Genomic DNA, 25,434 nt, shown 5'->3' on the forward strand with positions numbered 1-25,434 from the left:
TGTCAGTGGTGGGTGCCACACTCGCGGCATGGGGAAGATCGAGTCGTGGGCGGCCCTGACCAGCGAAGTCCGGGCCGGGGGCAGGGTCGAGTACCTGCACTTCTGGGGGCACCGGCCGCGGCCGGACGGCCGGGTGGGCGCGAGCTGTCTGAGCCAGTGGTGGCCGTCGCCGTTCACGGTGGACGGGGTGGAGTACGGGACGGCGGAGCACTGGATGATGGCCGGCAAGGCCCGGCTGTTCCAGGACGCGGAGGCCGAGCGGCGGGTACTCGCCGCGGAGCATCCCGCCGAGGCCAAGAAGGCCGGGCGGCTGGTGCGCGGCTTCGACGAGTCCCTGTGGGAGCGCGAGCGGTTCGGCATCGTGGTCGAGGGGAGTGTGCACAAGTTCGCCGCCCATGCCGAGCTCCGGGCGTTTCTGCTCGGCACGGATGAGAGGGTCCTCGTCGAGGCCAGCCCCATGGACCGCGTGTGGGGCATCGGACTCGCCGCGGACGACGAGCGCGCCCACGATCCGGAGCGGTGGCGGGGGCCGAATCTGCTGGGCTTCGCGTTGATGGCGGCGCGGGAGCGGCTGGCGCTCAGCGTTCGGTGACGAGCGAGGTGCTGAAGCCGTCGTCGCCGGTGCCGGAGTCGCTGCTTCCGCTGTCCCCGAACAGGCCGGGGCCGACGATCACCAGCACGCCCACGGCCACGCCCAGCACGATGCCCACGGCTCCGCAGATGATCCCCGCCAGGGCCTGGCCGGGGTTGGTCGCCTCGCCCCGGCGTGCCTTGCCCCGGCCGACCGCGCCGAAGATCACCGCGAGGATGCCCACGACGATGGCCAGCGGCCAGAGGCAGAAGCCGACCGCCGCGATGATCCCGAGCACGAGCCCCGCCGTGCCCAGCCCGTTGCTCGGGGCCATGGGCATCCCGGGCCAGCCGTAGCCCGGGCCGGCTCCGGGGGCGGAGGGGTAGTAGGGCTGTCCCGGGTAGCCGTAGCCGTACGGCACCTGGCCGGGGCCGTCGGGAGAGATGGGAGGCGGGGGGACGGGCTCACCGCCGGCGCCCGGCGCCCCGAAGGGATTGCCGTGACCGGACGGATTCGGGGGCGTGCCGCCGGGAGCGGGGTAGCCGCCGCCGGGCTGGCCGCCGCCGGGTGGCGCGAACGGGTTGCCAGGGGCGGAGGCGGCGGGGGGTGCGACGGGGTTGGCCCACGGCTGAGGGCTCGGCGCGGACGGCGTGCCCGTACCCGACGGGTTCGGCACGTCCGCCCCCGGCAGCGACGTGACCGTCTGCTGGTCGTGCACCGAGGGCGGCCCCGGGGTGCCGCTCGGCACCGCGCCGGGCTTGTCCAGCGGAACCCGGGGACGGGGAGCCATGTCCTGCGGTTCTGGCGTCTCGGCTCCGGCCGTCGGCACGCTGCGCTCGGGCGGAGCCCACGGGTCCGGTTCGCCGTTCTCCGGCGCACCCGGCGTCTGCGCGTCGTCGGACATGCGCGGAGTCCCCTCTGTCGTACGTTCCGTCATGCTACGGCCCGAGCCCCACGCCCATGGGCCGCAGCCTACGATGATCCCGCACCACCGATCAGCCGATCACCCGCGCCCCGCCGGACACCGGCCGGGCGCCGTTCCCGGGGAGGAACCCTTGACCGACCGCCTCGACCCGCGCGGCACGGGCGACGCACGCGACACATCCGGAACCCGTGACCTGCACGCCTTCATCGCCGGACTGCCGAAGGCCGAACTCCACGTGCACCACGTCGGCTCCGCCTCCCCCCGGATCGTCGCCGAACTGGCCGCCCGCCACCCCGACACCAAGGTGCCGACCGACCCCGAGGCCCTCGTCGACTACTTCACGTTCACGGACTTCGCCCACTTCGTCGAGCTGTACCTGTCGGTGGTGGACCTCATCCGCACCCCGGAGGACATAAGGCTCCTGACGTACGAGGTCGCCCGCGACATGGCGCGGCAGCAGATCCGCTACGCGGAGCTGACCATCACCCCGTTCTCCTCGGTCAGCCGGGGCATCGACGAGGTCGCCTTCATGGACGCCATCGAGGACGCCCGCAAGGCGGCGGAGACCGAGTTCGGCACCGTCCTGCAGTGGTGCTTCGACATCCCCGGCGAGGCGGGGCTCCAGGCCGCCGAGGAAACCGTCCGGCTCGCCACCACCGACAGGATCCGCCCCGAGGGACTCATCTCCTTCGGGCTCGGCGGGCCCGAAATCGGCGTACCCCGCCCGCAGTTCAAACCGTACTTCGACCGCGCGATCGCGGCCGGCCTGCGCTCGGTTCCGCACGCGGGCGAGACGACCGGGCCGGAGACCGTCTGGGACGCCCTGGGCGAGCTGCGCGCCGAGCGCATCGGACACGGCACGAGTGCCGCGCGCGACCCGAAGCTCCTCGCGCATCTCGCCGAGCACCGCATCCCCCTGGAGGTCTGCCCGACCTCCAACATCGCCACGCGCGCGGTCCGCACCCTCGACGAGCACCCTCTGAAGGAGATGGTGAGCGCGGGCGTGCTGGTCACCATCAACTCCGACGACCCGCCGATGTTCGGCACCGACCTCAACAACGAGTACGCGGTGGCCGCCCGCCTCCTCGGTCTCGACGAACAGGGTCTCGCCGCGCTCGCCAAGAACGCCGTCGACGCTTCGTTCCTCGATCCGGCCGGCAAGGCGAGGATCACCGCCGAGATCGACGCATACACCTCCACGTGGCACGCGCCCTGAACAGGACGGCGACAGGTGCGGCTGAACAGGTACGGCTGAACAGGTACGGCCCGAGCCAGCACAATGGGCCCATGCGCACCGTGACAGCCGTGGCCCATCGCGGCGACCCCTACCGCGTCCGCGAGAACACGATCGACTCGCTGCGTTCCGCGCTCGACCTGGGCGCGGACGCTGTCGAGTTCGATGTCCGGCTGACCCGCGACGACGTGCCCGTGCTGCTGCACGACGCGACCCTGAAGCGGCTGTGGGAGCAGGACCGGCCGCTGCTCTCGCTCTCCGCGGAGGAGGTGCGCGGGCTCACCGCCGGCGGCGTTCCCACCCTGGAGGAGGCCCTGAAGGCGACCGACCACGGCCGCTTCATGGTCGACCTGCCGGGCGCCGCGAACCCCCGGGCGGTACGCCGGATCGTGGACGTCATCCGTGATCTCGGTGCCGACGAGCGGGTGTACTACAGCGCGGGGGCCGAGACCATGCTGGCCGTCCGCGCGGCCGACCCCGCCGCGGAGATCGCCCTCACCTGGACGACGCTCGCGCCCCCGCGGCCCGCCCTGCTCGACGCGATACGCCCGCGCTGGCTCAACTACCGCTTCGGCCTGGTCGACCGGAACGTCGTCTCCCGCGTCCACCGCGACGGCTACCTGCTGTCGGTCTGGACACCCGACACCCGCCGCTCCATGCGACGGCTGCTCGACGCGGGCGTCGACTCGATCACGACGAACCGCATCGACACGCTGTGCTCACTGCGCGAGGTGAACGCGGGCTCACTGCGGAAGGCGGGCTCACCGCGCGAGGTGACGAGCAACTAGTCGTCGGCCACCTGGGACTTCTGGGGCACCGTCGCCGCATCTTCCGGTTCGGCGCGTGTGAGGTACTGCGGGACCGGCGCCGTGTCCTTGCCGTTGTCGCGGACGAGGCCGTATCGGATCGCGCCCTGGTCGGGGCCCGTCATGACGTCCTTGTTCATGTCGTCCCAGCTCCTCGGGAAGACGGTCACGTTGTAGTCGCAGCCCCGCTCGTTCTGGGTGAGGGTGACGGTGCCGTCGACGTAGAAGTACTCGTTCTGCCACATCTGCTGGGTTCCGGACGGCAGGACGGCGTAGCCGATGTCCGGCCCGCCCATGCCGGTGACGGAGCCGTCGTCGCCCCCGAGGGGGTCGTCCATCCGGCGGCCGCCGCCCGACGCCACGTGGAAGAGCTTGCCCCGCAGACCGGTCCAGGTCGGCATGACCAAGGCGCCCGGCCGGTAATGCGGCAAGATCTGCCAGCGCACCAGGAAGTAGCCCTGACCCTTGAGCGTCACGCGGTCGCCGCGGTGGTTCATGACGGTCATCGGGCCGCCGCTGCTGGTGAGGCCGGACGCGGGCCGGCGCGGCAGGTCGGTGGGACGCGCGTTCGGGTCAGGGGCCCGGTCGACGGCGTCGACGACCGTGCCGTACAGATCCACCTTCTTCGGCGGCGGCGACGGTGCGGGCGAGGCGGATGGCTTGGGCGAGGGCTTGGGGCGGGCCGTACTCAACGCCGTGGGGGCGGCCCTCGGGGGCGGCTCGTCCGCCGGCTGCGTCACGACGTACGTGCCGCCCGCGACGATGGTCGCCCCGGCCGTCATGGCCACGGCGGGCTTGGTGAGCGCGCCGATGACCTTGGCGGACCAGCCGACGGTCGTGGCGGCGACCGCCGTCTTGCCACCGAAGGCCAGCGAGAGCGTGAAGCCGACCGGGATCGGGACGAGCGCGATCCCCACGAGCAGCCGCTCGGCCGGTACGACGGACTCGTGCGACCCCGAGCAGTAGCCGCAGCCCCGGATGTGCCGGGCCAGGCGCTTGCGCCACACCGAGTCGGGCCGCCCGTCCCAGCGGACCGTGACCTCACGCAGCTCGGGGCAGGACGAGTCGAGCGCCCGCACGATGCCCCGCGCGGTCTCCAGGCGTGCCTTCATCCGCTGGACGCGCACGGCGGCGTGCTGCCGGCTGATGCCGACGGCCGCGGCCAGCTCGCGCCGGGTGATCTCGCCCGCGACCTCCAGCCACCACAGCGACAGAAGCTGCCGGTCCTCGTCGTCGAGCCAGCGCACCGCCTCCGCGACCTCGCGCCGCTGGCCCTCCAGCTGAAGCCGCAGCACGGTGAGTTCGGCGAAGTCGGCGGCGTCGTGCGCCGCGTCCTCGGACAGCGACTCGGACGTACGCCGCCGCGCCCGGTCACGTATCTGCCGCATCGCGATGGCCACCAGCCAGGAGCGGAAACTGTCCGGATCACGCAGCGAGCCGAGGTTGTCGACGGCGCGCAGCATGGTCTCCTGCACGACGTCGTCCACGTCCGCGTGGCCGTTCAGGGCGCGCCCCACGATGTTGTAGACCAGCGGCAGCCAGCCCTCGACGAGTTCGTCGAGGGCACGCCGGTCACCGGCCTGCGCGGCCGCGATGGTGGAGCGCCACTGCCGCCCGTCCACGTACGTCCCCTCCGGTCTCACTTGGCGTAGAGCAGCGTCCCGAAGCCGAGCTGATCGAAGCCGCCGCTGTTCGGCCCGTAGTCGCCACCTCCGCCTTCCGGACGCACATTCTCAGCCATCGTGGTGAGGTAGGGCGTGGAGAGCCGGCGGCGGCCGGCGTAGTGGTAGTGCAAGAGGTCCCAAATCGGGCGATCTTGATCGCGGGCTATGTCGGAGATCACAGTCTGCTCGTTGTACTTGCCGCGCCCGGTCCCACTGCGCCAGGTGTATTTGGTGAACGGCACCTGCTCTCCGAGGTTGTACTTGGCCACGTACTGGGCGGCCTTCAGGAAGCGGTTGTTGTCGTAGCCGTACAGGTCGACGCCCTGGTTCCAGGCCATCTCGCAGATGGCGCCCATCAGGCCCACGCCCGACACGGTGTGGCCCTGGTCGCGGCCGCTCTCCTGCCACTGGGCGAGGCCCTGGTCCTCGTAGACGAACGGAATCGCGTTCCGGAAGGATCCGTTGCCCTCACCGGTCTTCATGTACTCCACGGCGCGGTCGAACTTCGCCCGGTCGTCACAGAGGATGCCGATCGCCATGACCGAGGCGACGGTGCACAGGTCCCAGTTGGCCCAGTAGTTGCTGATACAGGCGCCGTTGTGGTGGGTGAGGAAGTCCTCGTTCATGGGGTGGAACACGTCGAGCATCATCTTCTGGAAGCGGGCGAGGTCGAAGCCCTCGTATCCGCGCATCAACTCGGCGGCGTTGGCGAACTGGTAGCCGTAGATTCCGGCGGCCAGGAAGCGGTCGGCGTTGCCGGTGAGCTCCGTGAGCCGGTCCGACCAGGCGTTGAGGATCGCGACGGCGGCGTCCCCGTTCTCCTTGGTGCCGGCGATCTTCCAGCGCAGGGCGTTCTGGTAGGCGGCGTGGACGTCGTTGTAGAGGATCACGTAGTTCTGTCCGGCGCCGCCACGGACGACCTTGGCCTGCGCGTTCGGCCTCCAGGTGCCCGCGGAGTGCCGGTTGGCCGTCAGCCTCCGCCAGCCGGACACCCACGGGTCGGCGCCCGCGGCGACCTTGGCCTTTGCGCGGTTGAGGTCCCCGGCGTTGTGCAGCATGCCGGGGTGCGCGAAGGCGCCGTCCGTGCCGGTGGTGCCGGGCGTCGCCGACCCGCCGGTCTGCGCGGCATCCGCCGCGTCACGGCCGCTCAGCGAGACCGCCAGTCCGCCGACGGCGCCCGCGGCGACGACACCTCCTGCGATCTGGAACAGGCTGCGGCGGCTGATCCGGTGCTTGTTGTGCTCTGCCATGAAGAGCTCCTGTGACGGACGGGATCCTGGTGCGGTGCGCGGCGTGGGTGCGGGTGGCGTGTGCGCCGTGTGTGCCGCGTGTGCACAGGAGACGGAGCGGAGCCTTCCGGGATAACAGTTTTTTCTGCGGCAAGGACCGGGCCCCTAAGGGAAACCCCCGTCAACACCCTTGTCGCACACGTCAGTTGACTCAGGGTCCGACTAGGGGCGTGCCCTCCTCGTCGACGATTCGCGATCACGGCGTACGCCCGGAGGATCAAGGGCATCCACGACCCAGAGGAGCCTTTGATGCACGCCCGTATCCGTACCGCCTGCGCCGCTCTCGTCGTCCTGGGCCTGGCGGCCGGCCCTCTGGCCGGAACCGCCTCGGCCTCCCCCGCCAAGACCGCAACCGTCTTACGGGATTCCGCCGGGCCGAACGTCAAGGCGCTGCGCGCCGCGCTCGCCGGGCTGCCGGACGACGACGCGACGGCCGCGCTCGTCCGGGTCGGCGGCAGGGACGGCAGCTGGCGCGGCAGCGCCGGGGTGCACGACCTCGTCAGCGGCCGCGCGGCCCTGGAGCACGGCCGCTTCCGGGCCGGTTCCACGACCAAGGTCGTCACGGCGGCCGTCGTGCTCCAACTCGCCGCGGAAGGAAAGGTGGACCTGAACGGGCACGTTCAGACCTACCTTCCCGGACTGTTGTCGGCCGCCTTCAAAAAGCCCATTACAGTACGGCAGTTGCTCACCTTCACGAGCGGTTTGCAGGTGGGCTCCACGCTGGGCGATGTGAACGGCGAGGGCTACGAGAACCGCTACAAGACGCTGACGCCGGAGGAGGTCGTGGCCGCCTCCGTCGCCAAGGGTCCCGCCCCCCACGCCCCGGGCGAGCGGCAGCAGTACAGCAACATCGACTACACCGTGCTCGGCATGCTCATCGAGAGGATCACGGGCGACTCGTACGAACACCAGGCGGCCGTACGGATCTTCAGGCCCCTCGGGATGCGGCACACGTCCTTCCCCGGTGGCCCCGACCCGCGTATCCACGGCCCGCACAACCGCGGCTACCAGAGACTCGCCGACGGCCGACTCGTGGACGCCACCGAGTGGAACATGTCGGACCGGTGGGCGGCGGGCGACATGATCTCCACGACGGCGGACCTGGAACGCCTCCTGGTCGGCCTGTTCCGCGGAAAGGTGGTCCCGCGTCCGCTGCTGAGGAAGGAGATGCTCACGCTGCCGAAGGTCAAGGAGGGCGTCGCGACCATGAGCGCGGGTCTGCAGTACTACGAAAAGAACGGCGTCGTCCTCTGGCTCAAGACCGGCGCCCGCCCCGGCTACAGCACGGTGATCGCCACGACCCCCGACCTGTCCCGCACCCTCGTCTACTCGATCAACGCGACCGACGCGAAGAGCGAGGACATGAACCCGGTGGCCGACCGGGTCCTCCGCGCGACGTTCCTCACCTGAACCGTCGGCCGAGTACGCGACGCGCCACCGCGTGCGACGCGACCGTGGCCGCCGCTGCCGCGGCCAGGCCGAGTGCGGCGTCACGTGGGGACGTGGGGCGCAGTACCCCGGCGCGTCGCAGCCTGCCGCGGGCCCAGAGGGTGAACGGGATCACCAGGAGCGGTGAGGTCGCGGAGCCGGGGGTGTAGCCGCGCACCGCGGCCGCCTGGGCGAGGTGGACCAGTCCGTGCAGTCCGAAGCCGTTCAGCGCCGACTGGTAGAAGGCCGAGCGGCCCCCGGTGAGCCGGCCCGCGGTGGACGCGGCGGTGACGATCGCCGCCATCACCGCCACGGCAACGGCGAACTCGCGCTCGTCGACCGACTCGGCCCTGCGCCACACCGCCTCCGGCACGGCTGGAAACCGCTCGCGCAGCGCGGGCACGTTACGGCGCAACCACCGTGGCAGGGCCACGAGTTCCTCCGTGTCGTGCAAGGCCCAGGCCGCCAGCAGCCCGAAGGTGGCGGCGGCACCGATCCGTTCGTCTCCGGGCGCGTTCCTCATGATCGCGATTCTGCTGCAACTCCGCTCCCGCGTACCGCTGTTCGCGGACCCCGGACGGTTCACCTGCTCCCGTCCGGGGCGCGCTCCGCGCGGGAAGCGTCGGCGCGTCAGTCCAGCGACGTCATCACGTGCTTGATCCGCGTGTAGTCGTCGAAGCCGTACGCCGAAAGGTCCTTGCCGTAACCCGACTTCTTGAAGCCGCCGTGCGGCATCTCCGCGACCAGCGGGATGTGCGTGTTGATCCATACGCAGCCGAAGTCGAGGGCCTTGGACATGCGCATCGCGCGCGCGTGGTCCTTGGTCCAGACGGAGGAGGCGAGGGCGTACTCGACGCCGTTCGCGTAGTTGACGGCCTGGGCCTCGTCCGTGAAGGGCTGGACGGTGATGACCGGACCGAAGACCTCATTCTGGATGATCTCGTCGTCCTGCTTGACGCCCGAGACGACGGTCGGGGCGTAGAAGAAGCCCTTCTCTCCGACCCGATGGCCACCCGCCTCGACCTTGGCGTGCGCGGGCAGGCGATCGATGAAGCCGGTGACCTGGGCGAGCTGGTTCGGGTTGTTCAGCGGCCCGTACAGCACGTCCTCGTCGTCCGGCTGTCCCGTCTTCGTGTCGGCGGCGGCCTTGGCGAGCGCCGCCACGAACTCGTCGTGGATGGACTCCTGGACGAGGACGCGGGTGGCGGCCGTACAGTCCTGGCCCGCGTTGAAGAAGCCCGCGACCGAGATGTCCTCGACGGCCTTGGCGATGTCGGTGTCCTCGAAGACCACGACCGGCGCCTTGCCGCCCAGTTCCAGGTGCACGCGCTTGACGTCCTTGGAGGCCGACTCAGCGACCTGCATGCCGGCGCGTACGGAACCGGTGATCGAGGCCATCGCGGGCGTCGGGTGCTCGACCATCAGACGGCCGGTGTCACGGTCGCCGCAGATGACGTTGAAGACGCCCTTGGGGACGACCGAGCCGATGATCTCGGCGATCAGGACCGTCGAGGCGGGAGTCGTGTCCGACGGCTTCAGCACGACCGTGTTGCCCGCGGCGAGCGCCGGGGCGAACTTCCACACGGCCATCATCATCGGGTAGTTCCACGGCGCGACCTGCGCGCAGACGCCGACCGGCTCGCGGCGCACGATCGACGTCAGGCCCTCCATGTACTCGCCGGCGCTGCGTCCCTCCAGCATCCGGGCCGCCCCCGCGAAGAAGCGGACCTGATCGATCATCGGCGGGATTTCCTCGGAGCGGGTCAGGCCGGTGGGCTTGCCCGTGTTCTCCACCTCCGCGGCGATGAGCTCCTCGGCCCGCTCCTCGAACGCGTCCGCGATCTTGAGGAGGGCCTTCTGCCGCTCGGCCGGGATCATGTCGCGCCAGGCCGGGAAGGCCTCTGCCGCGGCGGCCATGGCGGCGTCGACATCCGCCTGCCCGGACAGCGGCGCGGTGGCGTACGCCTCACCCGTCGCGGGATTGACCACCTCTGTGGTCCGTCCATCGGCGGCGTCGCGGAACTCTCCGTCGATGTAGTTGCGCAGACGACGCAGCTCGGTGCTCACTGCCCGGCCCTCCTGTCGGATGTCCAATAGCTGAGACAACCACCCTAGTCCGTGACGCGACGCTTTCAACCCCCCAGATCCCGCCACTTCTGCGAAATCCGCAAACTACGGTGGCGTAAACAACGAATTTCATCGATCAGGCCTTGCGGAATTGTCGAGTCCTCGTGCACAGTGTGCGCGTGGCCAGTCGAAGCACAGACCCCAGGGACTCCCGCGAGTCCAAGAACGGCACGCCCCATCTGGATGCCGTCTCCCTCGCCATCATCGAACAGCTCCAGGAGGACGGCCGCCGGCCGTACGCGGCGATCGGCAAGGCCGTCGGCCTCTCGGAGGCCGCCGTGCGCCAGCGGGTCCAGAAGCTGCTCGACCAGGGCGTGATGCAGATCGTCGCCGTCACGGACCCGCTCACCGTGGGCTTCCGGCGTCAGGCGATGCTCGGCGTCAACGTCGAGGGCGACCTCGATCCCGTCGCGGACGCGCTGTCGGCCATGCAGGAAGTCGAGTACATCGTGATCACCGCCGGCTCCTTCGACCTGATGGTGGAGATCGTCTGCGAGGACGACGACCACCTCCTCGAAGTGATCAACAAACGCATCCGCACCCTGCCCGGCGTGCGCTCGACCGAGAGTTTCGTCTACCTGAAGCTCAGGAAGCAGACCTACATGTGGGGAACCCGATAGCCGTGACCTCCAACGACCTCAGCAAGACCGCGTACGACCACCTGTGGATGCACTTCACCCGCATGTCCTCGTACGAGAACGCTCCCGTCCCCACCATCGTCCGGGGTGAGGGCACCTACATCTACGACGACAAGGGCAAGCGCTACCTCGACGGTCTCGCGGGTCTGTTCGTGGTCCAGGCCGGCCACGGCCGCACCGAGCTCGCGGAGACGGCGTTCAAGCAGGCGCAGGAACTGGCGTTCTTCCCGGTGTGGTCCTACGCCCACCCGAAGGCCGTGGAACTGGCGGAACGTCTCGCCCACCACGCGCCGGGCGACCTCAACAAGGTCTTCTTCACCACCGGCGGCGGCGAGGCGGTCGAGACGGCCTGGAAGCTCGCCAAGCAGTACTGGAAGCTGATGGGCCGGCACACCAAGTACAAGGTCATCTCACGCGCGGTCGCCTACCACGGCACCCCGCAGGGTGCCCTGTCCATCACCGGCCTGCCCGCCCTGAAGGCGCCGTTCGAGCCGCTGGTACCGGGTGCGCACAAGGTCCCGAACACGAACATCTACCGGGCGCCCCTCCATGGTGACGACCCGGAGGCCTTCGGCCGCTGGGCCGCCGACCAGATCGAGCAGCAGATCCTCTTCGAGGGCCCGGAGACGGTCGCGGCGGTCTTCCTGGAGCCGGTCCAGAACGCGGGCGGCTGCTTCCCGCCGCCGCCCGGCTACTTCCAGCGGGTCCGCGAGATCTGCGACCGGCACGACGTGCTCCTGGTGTCCGACGAGGTCATCTGCGCCTTCGGCCGCCTCGGCACGATGTTCGCCTGCGACAAGTTCGGTTACGTCCCGGACATGATCACCTGCGCCAAGGGCATGACCTCGGGCTACTCCCCGATCGGCGCCTGCATCGTCTCGGACCGCATTGCCGAGCCCTTCTACCGGGGCGACAACACCTTCCTGCACGGCTACACCTTCGGCGGACACCCGGTGTCGGCCGCGGTCGGCATAGCCAACCTCGACCTGTTCGAGCGCGAGAAGCTCAACCAGCATGTGCTCGACCACGAGAGCGCGTTCCTGACGACCCTGCAGAAGCTGTACGACCTGCCGATCGTCGGCGACATCCGCGGCAACGGCTTCTTCTACGGCATCGAGCTGGTGAAGGACAAGGCCACCAAGGAGACGTTCACGGACGAGGAGTCGGAGCGCGTGCTCTACGGCTTCGTCTCCAAGAAGCTCTTCGAGTACGGCCTCTACTGCCGCGCCGACGACCGCGGCGACCCGGTCATCCAGCTGTCGCCGCCGCTGATCTCCGACCAGTCGACGTTCGACGAGATCGAGTCGATAGTCCGCCAGGTGCTGACGGAGGCGTGGACGCGGCTGTGATTCTCGTGGAGGGCTGCGACGAGCGGCCATCACTTCGATGAACCGACACGGCTCCGATGAGCTGACTGTGTGATCAACACCGGCCCCGGTGCCGCCCGTTCGAGTGAGAATGGGCGCCCCGGGGCCGCGTACTGTCCGGCCTCCCCGCCCCGACTACCTAGCGTGCCCTGTGACCGATCGGCCCTGCCTTCGTTCCCCCGGACGAGGGACTTCCCCTCGTCCGAGGGGGACTCCGCACGGCATTTCTGATCTGAACCGAGGTGTACGCCCATGGTGGCTCCGCCGGACAACGACGTGCTCTGGGCACACGGCCTGCACGTCAAGCACAACGGCTCGCCCGCGCTCAGCGGCGTCTCGATCGGAGTCGGCGAGGGCGAGATTCTCGCCATCGGCGGCCCGCGCGGCAGCGGCAAGACGACCCTCCTCCAGTGCCTGTCCGGGCAGCTCGTGCCGCAGCGGGGCGAGGTCTGGTTCCACAGCAAGCCCGTGCACACCATGAGCCCGCTCACCCGCGAACGGCTGCGCCGCGACTGCTTCGGCTGGATCGACCCGGCGCCCGTCCTCGTGCCCGAGCTCAACGCCTGGGAGAACACCGCACTGCCCCTGATGTTGCGCGGCATCGGGCGCCGCCAGGCCAAGGCCACCGCCGTGGAGTGGCTGGAGCGCCTCGACATCGGCGGCTGCGCCCGCAAGCGCCCGTACGAGCTGCTCCAGGCCGAGCGTCAGCGCGTCGCCATCGCCCGCGCGCTGGCCCCCGCGCCCACCGTGCTCTTCGCGGACGAGCCGACCGCTGCGCTGCACCGCGCCGACCGCACCCACGCCCTGCGTACGCTCACCACGGCGGCCCGCTCGCACGGCATCACCGTCGTGCTGGCCACGCACGACGCCGACACCGCCGCCCTCGCCGACCGCACGGTGCCGCTGCTCGACGGGCGGCGCGTGAAAACCGTCCACCTGCCCCCGGTGGCCGAGACGGAAGGCCGGGCCGCGTGCTCGCTCTCCGCCTAGCCCGGGGTGCCCGGCCCGCCGTCCAGCTCCGCAGGCTCCTGGTCGCCACGGCGTCGGCGGGCACGGGTTTCCTCCTCCTGTGCACCCTGGGGTTCGCGATGGGGCATCCGAACGCCTCCGCCGCCGCCCTGGTCCGGCTCGCCTGGTGCGTCGCGCCGCTCGCCGCCACCGTGTACCTCGCGGTCGCGGTCGCCCGCACCGACCCGGCCACCCGCCCCCGGCCAGGCCTGTCCGCGATCGGCCTCGGTCCCGGCCGCCTGATGATCCTCGCGGCGACCTCCACCGCCGTGTCGTGCACGCTCGGCTCGGTGATCGCCCTGCTCTTCTTCCTCCATCTGCGCGGCGACCTGACCGGTTTCCCCTTCGACGGCGACGCCGCCGAACTCCTCGCCGCCGACCGGCCGCTGCCGCTCCCGGCCGTCCTCACGCTGCTCGCGCTGGTGCCGCTCACCGCGTCGGTGTCGAGCGCGGTGACGCTGCGCCCCCGCGCGGGGGAACCGGCCTCACTCCCCTCCCACCCCGGCCGCCGAGGCCCCTTCGGCTCACTCAACCCTCCGGGCGGGCGCACCCTTTTCGGCTCGTACGCACGTCTCGGCGCACGGGGCGGAACCAGGGCGACCGGTGCTTCCGGCTCGGGGACGGATCAGCGCTCGGGGGCGGATCAGCGCTCGGGGGCGGATGAGGGCTCGGGGACGGATCGGCGCCCGGGGACTGACCAGGGCTCGGGGACAGACCAGGGCTCGGGGACAGACCAAGGCTCGGTGACCCGCGAGGGATCGAGGACCGGCGGCAGCTCGGGGACGCAGGAGAGCCCGGAGGCGGGCGACGGCTCGGGCACGGGCGGTGCCTCCGGACCGCACGAAGGTTCCGGGACCCGCGATGTCTCGGGCCCACACGAGGAACCCGGGACACACAGCGCCTCCGGACCCCACGACGCGGGGGCACGCGGCGCCTCCGGCGTTCCCACCCCGTTCGACTGGCACTACGGCTCCAGGACGCACGACGACCCCGGCATCATCAGCGCCTCCGACCCGCACGACGGCTCCGGCCCTCCCGGCGAATCGGGTCGGCGCGGCGGGTCCGCGGCGTCCGGTGCCATGGGCGAACAGGGCAGCGGCGGCGCACTCCACAGGGCCGGCACGCAGGCCGGTGTGCGGGACGGCCACGGTGAGCGCGGCGATTCCGGCACCGCCGGCCACGCAGGCGCCCCGGCTCATTCGGACCCACAGGTCACCCCCCAGCAGATCCTTGCCCCTCTCCCCGCCCCCAATGGACTCCCCTGGGGCATGGCGGTGCTGGCGGCCGGGCTTGCCGTCGGGGAGTACGCGAGCCGTACCGGGCCCGTCCCCGGGCTCGCCCTGTCCAAAGTCCTCACGGGCGGCCCTGTAGGAGTGCTCGTCGGCTGGGCGCTCACCGCGCTCGGTCTGGCACTGGTCGGGCCCGGGATCACCCATCTGTGCGGCCGGTTGCTCCAGGCGATGCGGCCGGGAGCGCTGCGGCTGCTCGCCGGGCGTGTGCTCATGGAGGAGGCAGGGCGCATCGGCCGGCCGCTCGGCGTGGTGTGCGCGGTGGCCTCGGGCGCGTACGCCATGTCCACGCTCTACACCAGCGCGCGCCCCGACGTCGGGCCGCTCACCACCCTGGGCGCGCTGCTCGTCGCGGGATGCGCCGTCGCGACGCTGCTGACCGCCGCCGTGGAAGCCAGGTACGCCCGCTCCGACACCACACAAGCGCTGCTGCGCCTCGGCGCACCCACCGCGATGCTGCGCTGCGCCGCCGCGATGCGCGCGGGTGCGCTGCTCGCCGTCCTGGGTCCGCTGACCTTGGCTGTCGGGGAGCTCGCGGCCCTGCCTCTGGCCGGCTGATCCCGCGGAAACAGCCGTACGAGCACCGCACGGCGATCTCGTACGAAAAAAGTTCGCCGCGGCCGATGACTTTCGCCCGAGGCCCAGGTCTAACCCCACGAACAGCACATCACCACCAAGGGAGAGACCTCAGATGTACCAGCAGATGATCTTCGTGAACCTCGCCGTGAACAACCTCGACGCCTCCAAGAAGTTCTTCACCGAGCTCGGCTACGCGCTCAACCCCCAGTTCTCCGACGAGCACTGCGCGAGCGTGGTCATCAGCGACACGATCGTCGCGATGATCATGACCAAGCAGCGCTACGCGGACTTCACGAAGAAGGAGATCGCGGACTCGACGAAGACCAGCGAGGTGCTGCTGTGTCTGAGCGCGGAGAGCCGCGAGAAGGTGGACGAGCTGGTCGACAAGGCGATCGCCGCGGGCGGCTCGGCGACCGGCGAGACCCAGGACCACGGTTTCATGTACGGCCGGGCCTTCGACGACCCGGACGGCCACACCTGGGAGGTCATGTGGATGGACCCGGCGGCTGTCCAGGGCTGAACGCGTCCCTTACCGGGTGCTCCCTACGATGGGCGGGTGCAGCCGACACCCGCCCCCATCGCTTCCCTTGACCGCGAGATCGAGTCCCTCGCCGAGTTCGACGAGGTCGTCTCGTCGCGTGGATCGCTCGCCCAACACCGCATACAGGCCGTCGACCTGACGGACCGCACGCCAGAACTGCTCTCCGTGGACACCGCGGGCGCCGTCTTCCTCGGCTGCCCCATGGATCCGGACGCGGCGGCCAGGATCAGGGCCACCGGAGCGCTGGTCTTCCCGCCCGTACCCGGCCTGCCCTTCGACCCGTACCGCGGACTGCTCTACACCCCCGGCGAACTCTTCGAGTCGATCGTCGAGCGGGGCTACGAGGCGACGCCGGACGCCCGCACGTACGCCTGGTTCCAGCAGACCAAGGCGGACGGCGACATCTTCGCGTCGATGCTCCGCGCGATCCACGACGACTCCGTCTCGGACGCCCTCGACGAACTCCTCGTGGGGGCGCGGGTGGTGGGTGTGATGGGCGGCCACGCCTTGGCGCGCGGCACGGAGGCGTACGAGGGGGCCGCCCGACTCGGCCGCTCACTGGCCCGTGCCGGGTTCACCGTCGCCACGGGCGGCGGGCCGGGCGCGATGGAAGCCGCGAACCTCGGCGCGTACGCCTCTGTCTTCGACGACGAGATGCTCACCGAGGCATGCCGACTCATCGCCAAGGCCCCGTCGTTCACGCCCTCGGTCACCGAGTGGGCGACCGCCGCCCTCGACGTGCGCGACCGCTGGCCGGGCGGCGGGGACTCGGTCGGGATCCCCACCTGGTTCTACGGCCACGAGCCGCCGAACGCCTTCGCCGGCCACATCGCCAAGTACTTCGCCAACGCGACCCGCGAGGACGGTCTGCTGGCCCGTTCGAACGCGGGTGTCGTCTTCCTGCCGGGTGCCGCCGGGACCGTACAGGAGGTCTTCGACAACGCGACCCCGAACTACTACGAGTCGCGCGGCGAACCCACCCCCATGGTCCTGGTCGACCGCGTCCACTGGACCGAGCGGCTGCCGGTCTGGCCGCTGCTCCAGTCGCTGGCCAGGGACCGCTCGATGGAGCCGCGGATCGCCCTCGTCGACCGGGTCGAGGAGGCCCCGGAGGCACTGGCCCGACTGGCCGGGGCGAAGGCCCTCTGACGGCGATGACGGCCACCGCTCCGGCCCCTCTGGCAAACGTCAGCTAAAGCCAACGCTCAAGACGGCCACGCAGATTGACAGGGAGTGACGGCGCCCCATAGACCTGTGGGGCGTCCGGGAGTGCTGCGATCACAGTGCTCCCCGCACTCCCACCCCCCTCAGTTGTGCATCCCGTGAAGGGCAATCGTGTCCATATCTCGTCGACCTTGCCGATCTCGTCGTACCCCACGTACCGGGCGCGTTCTCGGTGTTGCCGCCGCCTCGGCCGCGCTCACGCTCGGTGCCGCGGGCAACGCACTGGCCTGCGACATCAGTGAGTTCTCGGCCCTCGCCAAGTGCGATGGCGACAAGGGCGTCATCAGCGTGACCGACAAGGACCCCACCGGTGTCCCGGCCACCGTCACCGTCTACCTCGAGTCGAACGGCGCGGAAGGGAAGCTCGTCGGCAGCCAGGAGGTCAAGGGTTCCCGCGAGGGCGTGACCATCGACTTCACCGAGGACTGGCAGCCGAACGCGACGTACCGTATCCACGTCAAGGCCGGGAACCAGGTCGACGAGGACATCGCGCCGAACCTGACGACGCCGGCCAAGGCGTGCGAGCCCTCGAAGGAGCCGACGCCGTCGGAGCCGGAGAGCACCTCCCCCGCACCCGCCGGGAACAACGCTCCCTCGCCCGCGGCCGATGACTCGGGCCTCGCCGAGACGGGCGCGAGTTCCAACGCCGGCCCCATCGCCGGTATCGCGGCCGCGCTCATCGTGGCCGGCGGCGCCCTGGTGTTCGCACTGCGCCGTCGTGGCGCGTCGGACGACCGATGACGGCTGACGGCTGACGGCTGACGGCTGACGGCTGAGTACCGCTCGGTTGTCACAGGACCGCCCCCGCGAAAGCGTCCGCGCGGGGGCGGGCCGCAGCCGTCATCGAACGTGAGCCGTCACCGAACGTGAGCCGCCACTCCAAGGCCCAAGGCGAGCCGTCATCCGAAGGTGGCCCGCTCCAGCCAGAACTCCAGCAGCTCCCGCTCTCCCCGTATCTCCAACTGGCCGCCGTCCAGTGGAAGTCTGCGGTAGAAGCCGAGCAGGACCTCGGTGAGCGGCCCGCGCAGCGCGACGGTCGCTTTCTCGTGGCCGCGGCGCCAGTCGAGGCCCTTGTCGTCGAGCTCGATGAGCCACTCGGCGTTCAGGCCGGGATCGGCGTCGGTGGCGTGGAGGTGAATGCTGCGGCCCGACCCGCGCAGTTCCTGCACGTCCGAGTCCTGGGGCATCGCCTCCTGGACGAACCGGACGATCTGCAGCCACTCGTCGATGGCGTCGGCGGCCAGGTCCGGCGCGACCTCGTAGCGCGTGCGTGCCGCGATCGCCACGTCCGCCCGGTGGATCACCGTCTCCAGCGTCATGCGCCTCGCCCAGAAACCAGCCGTCCGCTCCCAGGCCCAGGTCCATGCGCCGGCGTCGGGCCCCGCGGCGCGCAGCGTCCCGGCGACCTGCGTGGCACCTTCCGCAAGCCAGGCGTCGAGCGCGGCCAGAACGCCAGGATCTGTGTCCTTCGGCCCCTCGAAGCCGAACGCCTTCGATTCGGGGACCTCCTCCGTCGCTCGTGTCCGCACGATGTGCTCGACCCAGCGGTGTGCGCGGCCGACGTGCTCGGCGAGTTCCCGCAGTGTCCACTCCGGACAGGTCGGCACGGTCACCGCGAGGTCCGCGCCGGTCAGGTGCTGCCTCAACAGGTCGGTCTGCGCGACGATTTCGTCGCAGTAGCGCTCATGTCCGAGTTGTGTCATGCCCGGCACCCTAGGTGGACGGCTCCCTGTCGAGCACGACGATTTCGGCGGCGTCGAACACCACGGCGACCTCGTCCCCCGGCTCCGGCGCCTCCCTCAGCGCACACGCCGCCTCCAGGCGCGGCGCTTCCTCCGGCTGCAGATGTACGGAGACATGGGTGCCCCGGAACGTGCGCGCCGCCACCGTGCAGCGCAGCCCCTCCCCTGCGGGCACGAGCCGTACCCCCGCGGGCCTGATGAGCAGCGTGCACTCGCCCTGCACAGACCCCGCGGGTGCCGGAACCTTCCCCCACGGTGTGTCCGCGAACTCCCCGCTGACGCTCGCCCCGACCACGTTGTCGAAGCCGAGGAAGCGCGCCACGAACTCGTCCGCCGGCCGCTGCCACACCTCAAGTGGCGTACCGGACTGGGCGATCCGCCCGTCGCGCATCACCACGACCCGGTCGGCGAGCGCGAACGCCTCGCCCTGGTCATGGGTGACCGCGAGCACGGTCGTACCCAACTCGTCGAAGAGCTCACGGAGTTCGACGACGAGTCGCTCGCGCAAGGAGCGGTCGAGCTGGCCGAGCGGTTCATCGAGCATGAGCAGGCGGGGGCGCGGGGCGAGCGCGCGGGCGAGTGCGACGCGCTGCTGCTCGCCTCCGGAGAGGGAGGCGATCGCCCTGGACGCGGCTCCCGGCAGTCCGACCAGCTCCAGCAACTCCCGTACGCGCGCTTCCTGTTCAGCCTTCGACACGCCGTGCATCCGCAACCCGAACGCCACGTTGCCGCCCACGTCGCGCTGCGGGAACAGCTGGTGGTCCTGGAACATCAGGCCGACGCCCCTCTTGTGCGCGGGCACCCCGCCGAGGTCGCGGCCGTCCAGGAACACCCGCCCGGAGTCGAGTGGCTGCAGGCCCGCCACGGCCCGCAGCAGCGTCGACTTGCCGCTGCCGCTGGGCCCGAGCACGCACACGATCTCGTGTTCGGCGACGTCGAGGCCGACGGCGTCGAGCGCGGTCCGCGCCCCGAACCGCACGGTGGCCGCATCCAGCTTGAGCATGCTCAGAACTCCCCCGTCCGGTCGGTACGCACGCGTTCCAGAAGGAGCAACGCCACCGCGCACACCACCATCAAGATCGTTGAAAGGGCCATCGCCTGACCGTAGTTGAGCTCGCCCGCGCGCCCGAGCAGCCGCGCCACGGCCACCGGCAGGGTCGGGTTGTCGGGCCGTGCGATGAAGACGGTGGCGCCGAACTCGCCGAGCGACACGGCGAAGGCGAATCCGGCCGCGATCAGCAGCGCCCGCCGCACCATCGGCAGATCGACCTCGCGCCACACCCGCCACGGTGACGCCCCGAGCACGGCGGCCGCCTCACGCAGCCGTGCGTCCACCGCCCTGAGGACGGGCAGCATGGTCCGTACGACGAAGGGGACGCCGACCAGCGCCTGGGCGAGCGGCACCAGGATCCAGCTGCTTCTGAGGTCCAGCGGCGGCTCGTCGAGCGCGATGAGGAAGCCGAAGCCCACGGTCACGGCGGAGACGCCGAGCGGGAGCATGAGCAGGGCGTCGAAGCCCCGCAGGAGACGGCCCGCGGGGGTCCTCCCTGCTCGATCGGAGCCGGGAGCCTGGGGGCGCCGGGACAGAGCGGCGGCCGCGAGCCCGCCGATCAGGAGGGCGAGGGCGGTGGCGGCGAGGGCGTACTCCAGTGAGTTGCCGACGGCCTCGATCGGCGCCACCAGGAAGACGCCGCTGTCGTCACCGGTCAGCGCCTTGTAGTACCCGAATCCGGGTGCGTCCAGGGAGCGTTGGACCAGCACGGCCAGCGGCAGCACCAGCAGTACGGCGACAGTGCCGAGGACTGCGGCGAGCAGCGCCCACTGCCCGGCTCCGTGCGGCCGTCGCGCGGTCACGGAGGCGGCCACGAGGCGCAGGGCGGTCTCCCGGCGGCGTACCGTCCACGCGTGGACGGCGAGAATCGCCCCCACGGCCACGAACTGGATCATGGTGAGCACGGCGGCCGTGGAGAGGTCGAAGATCTCCGAGGTCTGCCGGTAGATCTCGACTTCGAGGGTGGAGAAGGTCGGTCCGCCGAGGATCTGCACCACGCCGAAGGAGGCGAAGGTGAAGAGGAAGACCATGAGTGCGGCGGCGGCGACCGCGGGGCCGAGGGCCGGCAGCGTCACCTTGCGCCAGGCCGCGAACCGCGAGGCACCGAGCACGCGCGCGGCCTCCTCCTGGCGGGGGTCGAGCTGGGACCACAGGCCGCCGACCGTGCGTACGACGACCGCGTAGTTGAAGAAGACGTGCGCGAGCAGGATGGCCCAGACGGTGGTGTCCAGGCGTACGCCCCACAGCTCGTCAAGCAGTCCACCGCGCCCGACCAGTGCCAGGAAGGCGGTCCCGACGACGACCGTCGGGAGCACGAACGGGACGGTGACGACGGCCCGCAGCACCTGCTTGCCGGGGAAGTCGAAGCGCGCGAAGACGTACGCGCCGGGGAGCGCGATCAGCAGCGTGAGCGCGGTCGAGGCGAGCGCCTGCCAGGTCGTGAACCACAGGACGTGCCGGATGTCGGGCTGGGCGAGCACCTCGCCGATCCGCCCGAACTGCCAGGCGCCTTCGACCTTGAGACCGCGGGCCACGATCGCGGTGACGGGGTAGGCGAAGAAGACCGCGAAGAACGCGACGGGCACGACCATGAGCCCGAGCCGCGCCGCGCTCCCCGCACGGTCGCGTGGCTTTACTTCAGTACGAGCGAGGTCCATGACTTGACCCACTCGTCACGGTTGTCGGCGATCTTGGCCGGGTCCATGGTCTCGGGGTCCTCGGCCTGGGGGCCGAACTTCACGAACTCCTCGGGCACCTGGGCGGCCTCGCGGACCGGGTACACGAACATGTTGAGCGGCATGTCGTCCTGGAACTTCTTGGAGACCAGGAAGTCGATGAGCGCCTTGCCACCCTTCGCGTTCTTGGCGTTGCTCAGCAGCCCCGCGTACTCGACCTGCCGGAAGCAGGTGCCGGTCGCGACGCCCGTGGGCGCGGTCTTCGGCTTCGGGTCGGCGAAGACGACCTCGGCGGGCGGGGACGAGGCGTAGGAGACGGCCAGCGGCCGGTCGCCGCCCGCCTTCTTGCCGCCGGCCGATCCGGAGAACTCCTCGTTGTAGGCCTGCTCCCAGCCGTCGACGACCTTCACACCGTTGGCCTTGAGCTTCTTCCAGTAGTCCGGCCAGCCGTCGTCGCCGTACTTCGCGGCGGTTCCGAGCAGGAAGCCGAGGCCGGGCGAGGAGGTGGCGGCGTTCTCGGTGACGAGGAGGTTCTTGTAGGCGGGCTTGAGCAGATCGTCGAAGGACTGCGGCGGCGTCAGCTTGTGCTTGCTGAAGTAGGACTTGTCGTAGTTGACGCAGATGTCACCGGTGTCGATGGGCGTGACCCGGTGCTTGTCCTGGTCGACCCGGTACTCCGGCAGGATCAGGTCGGCGCCCTTGGCCTCGTACGACTGGAACAGCCCGTTGTCGAGCGCCCTGGACAGCAGGGTGTTGTCGACGCCGAAGAAGACATCGCCCTGCGGGTTGTCCTTGGTGAGGATCGCCTTGTTCACGGCCTGCCCGGCGTCGCCGTCCTTGAGGACCTTCACCTTGTATCCGGACTGCTTCTCGAAGTCCTTGATCACGCTCTTGGACGCGGCGAAGGAGTCATGGCTGACGAGGGTCACGGTCTTGGAGTCGGCGCTCGCGTCGCCGGAGCCGGACTCGGACGACCCGCAGGCGGACAACGTGACGAGGCCCAGGCCGACGGCCGCGGCCGTGATCTTCTTGGTGGTGCTCACTGAATTCCTCCTGGGGTGACCAGGAAGAGACGCGGCCCTGCCCGGGAACCCTTGAGAAGTTCCCGGGCAGGGTGCAACAGCTTGAGTGATGACCGAACTTCCTACCCAGAATGACCTGGGCAAGGTTCAGAGGGTCTGCGGTCAGCTACCGCACTCTCAGCGCTGTGGCGCTCCCCTGTCGGAATATGAAGGTGTACGTACAGGGCTCAGACTACAGCGCCGCACCTCTCGGCCACCGAGGGGTGGTCGCTGTGGGCGCCGGCGCTACCGCTCGGTGGCCGCGAGCTGCCCGCATGCCCCGTCGATCTCCTGGCCACGGGTGTCCCGGACGGTGACCGGCACGCCGTGCGCCGCGATCGCCTCGACGAAGGCCTTCTCGTCCTCGGGCCGGGAGGCGGTCCACTTCGAGCCGGGCGTCGGGTTCAGCGGAATCAGGTTGACGTGCACCGGCTTGCCCTTCAGCAGCCGCCCGAGGCGGTCGCCGCGCCACGCCTGGTCGTTGATGTCCCGGATCAGCGCGTACTCGATGGACAGCCGGCGCCCCGACCTGGCCGCGTACTCCCACCCGGCGTCGAGGACCTCGCGCACCTTCCACCGTGTGTTGACGGGGACGAGGGTGTCGCGCAGTTCATCGTCCGGCGCGTGCAGCGAGATGGCGAGCCTGCATTTGAAGCCCTCGTCGGCGAACCGGTGGATGGCCGGGACCAGCCCGACGGTCGACACGGTGATGCCCCGCTGGGACAGACCTAGGCCGTCCGGCTCGGGGTCGGTGAGCGCGCGTATCGCTCCGACCACGCGCTTGTAGTTGGCGAGCGGCTCGCCCATGCCCATGAACACGATGTTGCTGAGCCGCGCGGGACCACCGGGAATCTCGCCGTCGCGCAGCGCCCGCATGCCGTCGACGATCTGGTGCACGATCTCGGCGGTCGACAGATTCCGGTCGAGACCGGCCTGTCCGGTGGCGCAGAAGGGGCAGTTCATCCCACACCCCGCCTGCGAGCTGATGCACATCGTCACCCGGTCCGGGTAGCGCATCAACACGGACTCGACGAGCGTCCCGTCGAACAGCCGCCACAGCGTCTTGCGCGTCGTGTCCTGGTCGGTGGACAGATGCCGCACGACCGTCATCAGCTCGGGAAGCAGCGCCTCCTGGAGCTTGGCACGCGAACCGGCGGGGATGTCGGTCCACTGCTCCGGCTCGTGAGCGAACCGCGCGAAATAGTGCTGCGACAACTGCTTCGCACGAAACGGCTTCTCCCCGATCGCGGCAACGGCTTCCTTGCGCTCAGCGGGCGAGAGGTCGGCAAGGTGGCGCGGCGGCTTCTTGGCTCCGCGGGGGGCGACGAATGTGAGTTCTCCGGGCTTAGGCATGGCCGTACCAGTGTGGCAGACATACGAAGAGGGACTCGCCACCTGTGGACAACGAGCCCCTCACGTACAAACCTGCAGGTCAGCCGCTCGACGGGCAAGGTCACCCGGAGCCGACGAAGATCACCAGCAGCAGCCAGACCACGGGGGCCGTGGGCAGGAGCGAGTCCAGGCGGTCCATGATTCCGCCGTGTCCCGGCAGCAGCGTCCCCATGTCCTTGATGCCCAGGTCACGCTTGATCATGGACTCGCCGAGGTCGCCGAGGGTGGCGCTGACGGCGACCGCGAGCCCGAGGAGCACGCCCTGCCACCAGCTGCCGTCGTCGATCAGGAACTGCATGCACAGGGCGCCCGCCACCATGGCGAAGGCGACCGCACCGAGCAGGCCCTCGCGGGTCTTGCCGGGGCTGATGCGCGGGGCGAGCTTGTGCCGGCCGAAGCGCCAGCCGACGGCGTACGCGCCCGTGTCGCTCACCACGGCGAGCAGCAGGAAGGTGAGGACCCGCCACGCGCCGTCGTCCGCGGCGAGCATCAATGCCACGAACGTGGCGAGGAACGGGATGTAGAAGGCCGCGAACAGGCCCGCCGTGACGTCCTTGAGGTAGCCCTCGGGCGGTTCCGTCATCCGCCAGACCAGGACCGCGAGGGCCGTGAGCGCCATCGCCACCCAGGCGCCCTCGGCACCCCGGACGTATCCGGCGACCACCATCGCCGCACCGCCGACCGCGAGCGGCACGAGGGGTGCCTTGATGTTTTTGCGTTCGTCGAGCCGCGAGGTGAGCTCCCACAGGCCCACCACGACGGCGACCGCTATGACGCCGATGAAGACGGCCTTGACGACGAACAACGACGCGATGATCACCGCACCGAGCGCGACGCCCACCCCTATGGCGGCACCCAGGTCGCGGCCCGCGCTCTTCTTCTGCGGTGCGGGCGCTGGCTGTGGGGCGCTGGGCATGGGCTCCTGCGGCTTCTGCTGATGCCACGACGGAGCCGGGTGCTGCGGCGTCGACGGCGTCTCGTCGCGGAACGGGGGGCCACCCGTCAAAGCGGCCCCCCGGTCGTCATCCTGGTCTCCGCCATGCGCGGGTACGTCGGGCACGATGGGCATGGGGCGAGTCTGTTGGGCGTCCTGCGCATCGTATGCGGGACCCGCCGGAGCCGCCTCCTGGACGGGCCCCTGGTCGGACGGCCCCCAGTACCCGGCTTGTGGCGGCGCTCCCCAGGAAGAGTCGTTCATCAGACCTCGAGCAGCTCTGCTTCCTTGTGCTTGAGCAGCTCGTCCACCTGAGCGACGTACTTCGCGGTGGTGTCGTCGAGCTCCTTCTCCGCACGGCGGCCCTCGTCCTCGCCGACCTCGCCGTCCTTGATCAGCTTGTCGATGGCGTCCTTGGCCTTGCGGCGGACGGAGCGGATCGAGACCTTGGCGTCCTCTGCCTTGGTCTTGGCCACCTTGATGTACTCCCTGCGGCGCTCCTCGGTGAGCTCGGGGAACACCACCCGGATGATGTTGCCGTCGTTGCTCGGATTGACGCCCAGGTCGGAGTCGCGGATCGCCTGCTCGATGTTGCGCAGCGCGCTCTTGTCGAACGGGGTCACCACGGCCATGCGCGGCTCCGGCACCGAGAACGAGGCCAGCTGGTTGATCGGGGTCAGCGCACCGTAGTAGTCGGCCACGATCTTGTTGAACATCGCCGGGTGCGCACGACCGGTGCGAATCGCGGCGAAGTCCTCCTTGGCGACCACGACGGCCTTCTCCATCTTCTCCTCGGCTTCGAGGAGGGTCTCTTCGATCACCACTTGCTCCTGCGTGTCTTGAGTAGGCCCGGCAGCTGTTCCTGTTCGGGTCGGCGGCCGGCTGCGT

Annotated in this window: 21 protein-coding genes and 2 pseudogenes; 11 read left to right on the top strand and 12 right to left on the bottom strand. The window is 70.3% G+C overall.

The annotated features are described in order from the left end of the window. Nucleotides 1-28: 28 nt before the first annotated feature. Nucleotides 29-592, top strand: coding sequence for a riboflavin biosynthesis intermediates N-glycosidase (locus FGD71_RS23620; RefSeq protein WP_119102512.1), 564 nt, complete (start codon nt 29-31; stop codon nt 590-592). Here the strand turns inward: FGD71_RS23620 and FGD71_RS23625 are convergent. Further along, nucleotides 579-1,475, bottom strand: a complete 897-nt coding sequence (locus tag FGD71_RS23625; protein WP_240436727.1) for a DUF4190 domain-containing protein — start codon at nt 1,473-1,475, stop codon at nt 579-581. The genes FGD71_RS23620 and FGD71_RS23625 overlap by 14 nt on opposite strands. A gap of 66 nt (nt 1,476-1,541) precedes the next feature. Between FGD71_RS23625 and FGD71_RS23630 the strand changes: the two are divergent. Both FGD71_RS23630 and FGD71_RS23635 read left to right on the top strand, forming a co-directional pair. After that, nucleotides 1,542-2,712: pseudogene (locus tag FGD71_RS23630) on the top strand (adenosine deaminase); the annotation flags it as partial. 71 nt (nt 2,713-2,783) lie between these two features. Further along, nucleotides 2,784-3,518, top strand: a complete 735-nt coding sequence (locus tag FGD71_RS23635; RefSeq protein WP_119102515.1) for a glycerophosphodiester phosphodiesterase — start codon at nt 2,784-2,786, stop codon at nt 3,516-3,518. On the opposite strand, the gene FGD71_RS23640 is transcribed toward FGD71_RS23635, so the two are convergent. Together FGD71_RS23640 and FGD71_RS23645 are read right to left on the bottom strand one after the other, a co-directional pair. Further along, on the bottom strand, nt 3,515-5,158 hold the full coding sequence (locus FGD71_RS23640; protein WP_119102516.1) for an RNA polymerase sigma factor: 1,644 nt from the start codon (nt 5,156-5,158) through the stop codon (nt 3,515-3,517). The two genes, FGD71_RS23635 and FGD71_RS23640, sit on opposite strands and share 4 nt — an antisense overlap. A gap of 17 nt (nt 5,159-5,175) precedes the next feature. Further along, nucleotides 5,176-6,450 (bottom strand): alginate lyase family protein, encoded by a 1,275-nt coding sequence (locus tag FGD71_RS23645; RefSeq protein WP_119102517.1) that lies wholly within the window; start codon nt 6,448-6,450, stop codon nt 5,176-5,178. A gap of 288 nt (nt 6,451-6,738) precedes the next feature. On the opposite strand from FGD71_RS23645, the gene FGD71_RS23650 reads away from it, so the two are divergent. Further along, a complete protein-coding gene (locus FGD71_RS23650; RefSeq protein ID WP_119102518.1) occupies nt 6,739-7,899 on the top strand; it encodes a serine hydrolase domain-containing protein in 1,161 nt (386 codons plus the stop codon). On the opposite strand, the gene FGD71_RS23655 is transcribed toward FGD71_RS23650, so the two are convergent. Then, a complete protein-coding gene (locus FGD71_RS23655; protein ID WP_119102519.1) occupies nt 7,892-8,440 on the bottom strand; it encodes an HXXEE domain-containing protein in 549 nt (182 codons plus the stop codon). The genes FGD71_RS23650 and FGD71_RS23655 overlap by 8 nt on opposite strands. A 107-nt stretch (nt 8,441-8,547) precedes the next feature. Then, entirely contained in the window at nt 8,548-9,984 is a 1,437-nt protein-coding gene (locus FGD71_RS23660) for a gamma-aminobutyraldehyde dehydrogenase (RefSeq protein ID WP_119102520.1), read from the bottom strand. 164 nt (nt 9,985-10,148) lie between these two features. Here FGD71_RS23660 and FGD71_RS23665 point away from each other — a divergent pair, with 164 nt between their 5' ends. The 7 genes and pseudogenes from FGD71_RS23665 to FGD71_RS23700 all read left to right on the top strand — a co-directional run bounded on the left by FGD71_RS23665 (nt 10,149) and on the right by FGD71_RS23700 (nt 17,431). After that, the gene (locus tag FGD71_RS23665) at nt 10,149-10,664 is read left to right on the top strand and encodes an Lrp/AsnC family transcriptional regulator (RefSeq protein ID WP_162931210.1); all 516 of its coding nucleotides are present in this window, start codon (nt 10,149-10,151) and stop codon (nt 10,662-10,664) included. Continuing rightward, entirely contained in the window at nt 10,649-12,031 is a 1,383-nt protein-coding gene (locus FGD71_RS23670; protein ID WP_119102521.1) for an aspartate aminotransferase family protein, read from the top strand. The genes FGD71_RS23665 and FGD71_RS23670 overlap by 16 nt, the downstream gene beginning before the upstream one ends. 270 nt (nt 12,032-12,301) lie before the next feature. Continuing rightward, on the top strand, nt 12,302-13,039 hold the full coding sequence (locus FGD71_RS23675) for an ABC transporter ATP-binding protein (protein ID WP_119102522.1): 738 nt from the start codon (nt 12,302-12,304) through the stop codon (nt 13,037-13,039). Further along, a pseudogene (locus FGD71_RS50215) lies at nt 13,021-13,746 on the top strand (hypothetical protein); the annotation flags it as partial. The gene FGD71_RS23675 and the pseudogene FGD71_RS50215, both read left to right, overlap by 19 nt. Before the next feature lie 1,291 nt (nt 13,747-15,037). Next, a complete protein-coding gene (locus FGD71_RS23690) occupies nt 15,038-15,445 on the top strand; it encodes a VOC family protein (RefSeq protein ID WP_119102523.1) in 408 nt (135 codons plus the stop codon). A gap of 36 nt (nt 15,446-15,481) precedes the next feature. Then, on the top strand, nt 15,482-16,615 hold the full coding sequence (locus FGD71_RS23695) for an LOG family protein (protein ID WP_119102524.1): 1,134 nt from the start codon (nt 15,482-15,484) through the stop codon (nt 16,613-16,615). Nucleotides 16,616-16,801: 186 nt separating this feature from the next. Further along, on the top strand, nt 16,802-17,431 hold the full coding sequence (locus FGD71_RS23700; RefSeq protein ID WP_119102525.1) for an LAETG motif-containing sortase-dependent surface protein: 630 nt from the start codon (nt 16,802-16,804) through the stop codon (nt 17,429-17,431). A gap of 158 nt (nt 17,432-17,589) precedes the next feature. Here FGD71_RS23700 and FGD71_RS23705 read toward each other — a convergent pair whose 3' ends face one another. The 7 genes from FGD71_RS23705 to frr form a co-directional block, all read right to left on the bottom strand. Further along, complete coding sequence (locus FGD71_RS23705) at nt 17,590-18,393, bottom strand: maleylpyruvate isomerase family mycothiol-dependent enzyme (RefSeq protein WP_119102550.1); 804 nt, start codon at nt 18,391-18,393, stop codon at nt 17,590-17,592. Between the two features lie 10 nt (nt 18,394-18,403). Then, nucleotides 18,404-19,435 (bottom strand): ABC transporter ATP-binding protein, encoded by a 1,032-nt coding sequence (locus tag FGD71_RS23710; RefSeq protein ID WP_119102526.1) that lies wholly within the window; start codon nt 19,433-19,435, stop codon nt 18,404-18,406. A 2-nt stretch (nt 19,436-19,437) separates the two neighbouring features. Next, entirely contained in the window at nt 19,438-21,141 is a 1,704-nt protein-coding gene (locus FGD71_RS23715) for an ABC transporter permease (RefSeq protein ID WP_119102527.1), read from the bottom strand. Further along, nucleotides 21,117-22,202: a thiamine ABC transporter substrate-binding protein gene (locus FGD71_RS23720; RefSeq protein ID WP_119102528.1), complete on the bottom strand. Its 1,086-nt coding sequence runs from the start codon at nt 22,200-22,202 to the stop codon at nt 21,117-21,119. The genes FGD71_RS23715 and FGD71_RS23720 overlap by 25 nt, the downstream gene beginning before the upstream one ends. A 264-nt stretch (nt 22,203-22,466) precedes the next feature. Continuing rightward, nucleotides 22,467-23,573, bottom strand: a complete 1,107-nt coding sequence (gene rlmN / locus FGD71_RS23725; RefSeq protein ID WP_119102529.1) for a dual-specificity RNA methyltransferase RlmN — start codon at nt 23,571-23,573, stop codon at nt 22,467-22,469. A 100-nt stretch (nt 23,574-23,673) separates the two neighbouring features. Then, complete coding sequence (locus FGD71_RS23730) at nt 23,674-24,810, bottom strand: phosphatidate cytidylyltransferase (RefSeq protein WP_119102530.1); 1,137 nt, start codon at nt 24,808-24,810, stop codon at nt 23,674-23,676. Continuing rightward, nucleotides 24,810-25,367, bottom strand: a complete 558-nt coding sequence (frr, locus tag FGD71_RS23735) for a ribosome recycling factor (protein WP_119102531.1) — start codon at nt 25,365-25,367, stop codon at nt 24,810-24,812. Before frr ends, FGD71_RS23730 begins: the two co-directional genes overlap by 1 nt. Between the last annotated feature and the right edge of the window lie 67 nt (nt 25,368-25,434).

The sequence above is a fragment of the Streptomyces sporangiiformans genome, assembly GCF_005768555.2.
Taxonomy (GTDB): domain Bacteria; phylum Actinomycetota; class Actinomycetes; order Streptomycetales; family Streptomycetaceae; genus Streptomyces; species Streptomyces sporangiiformans.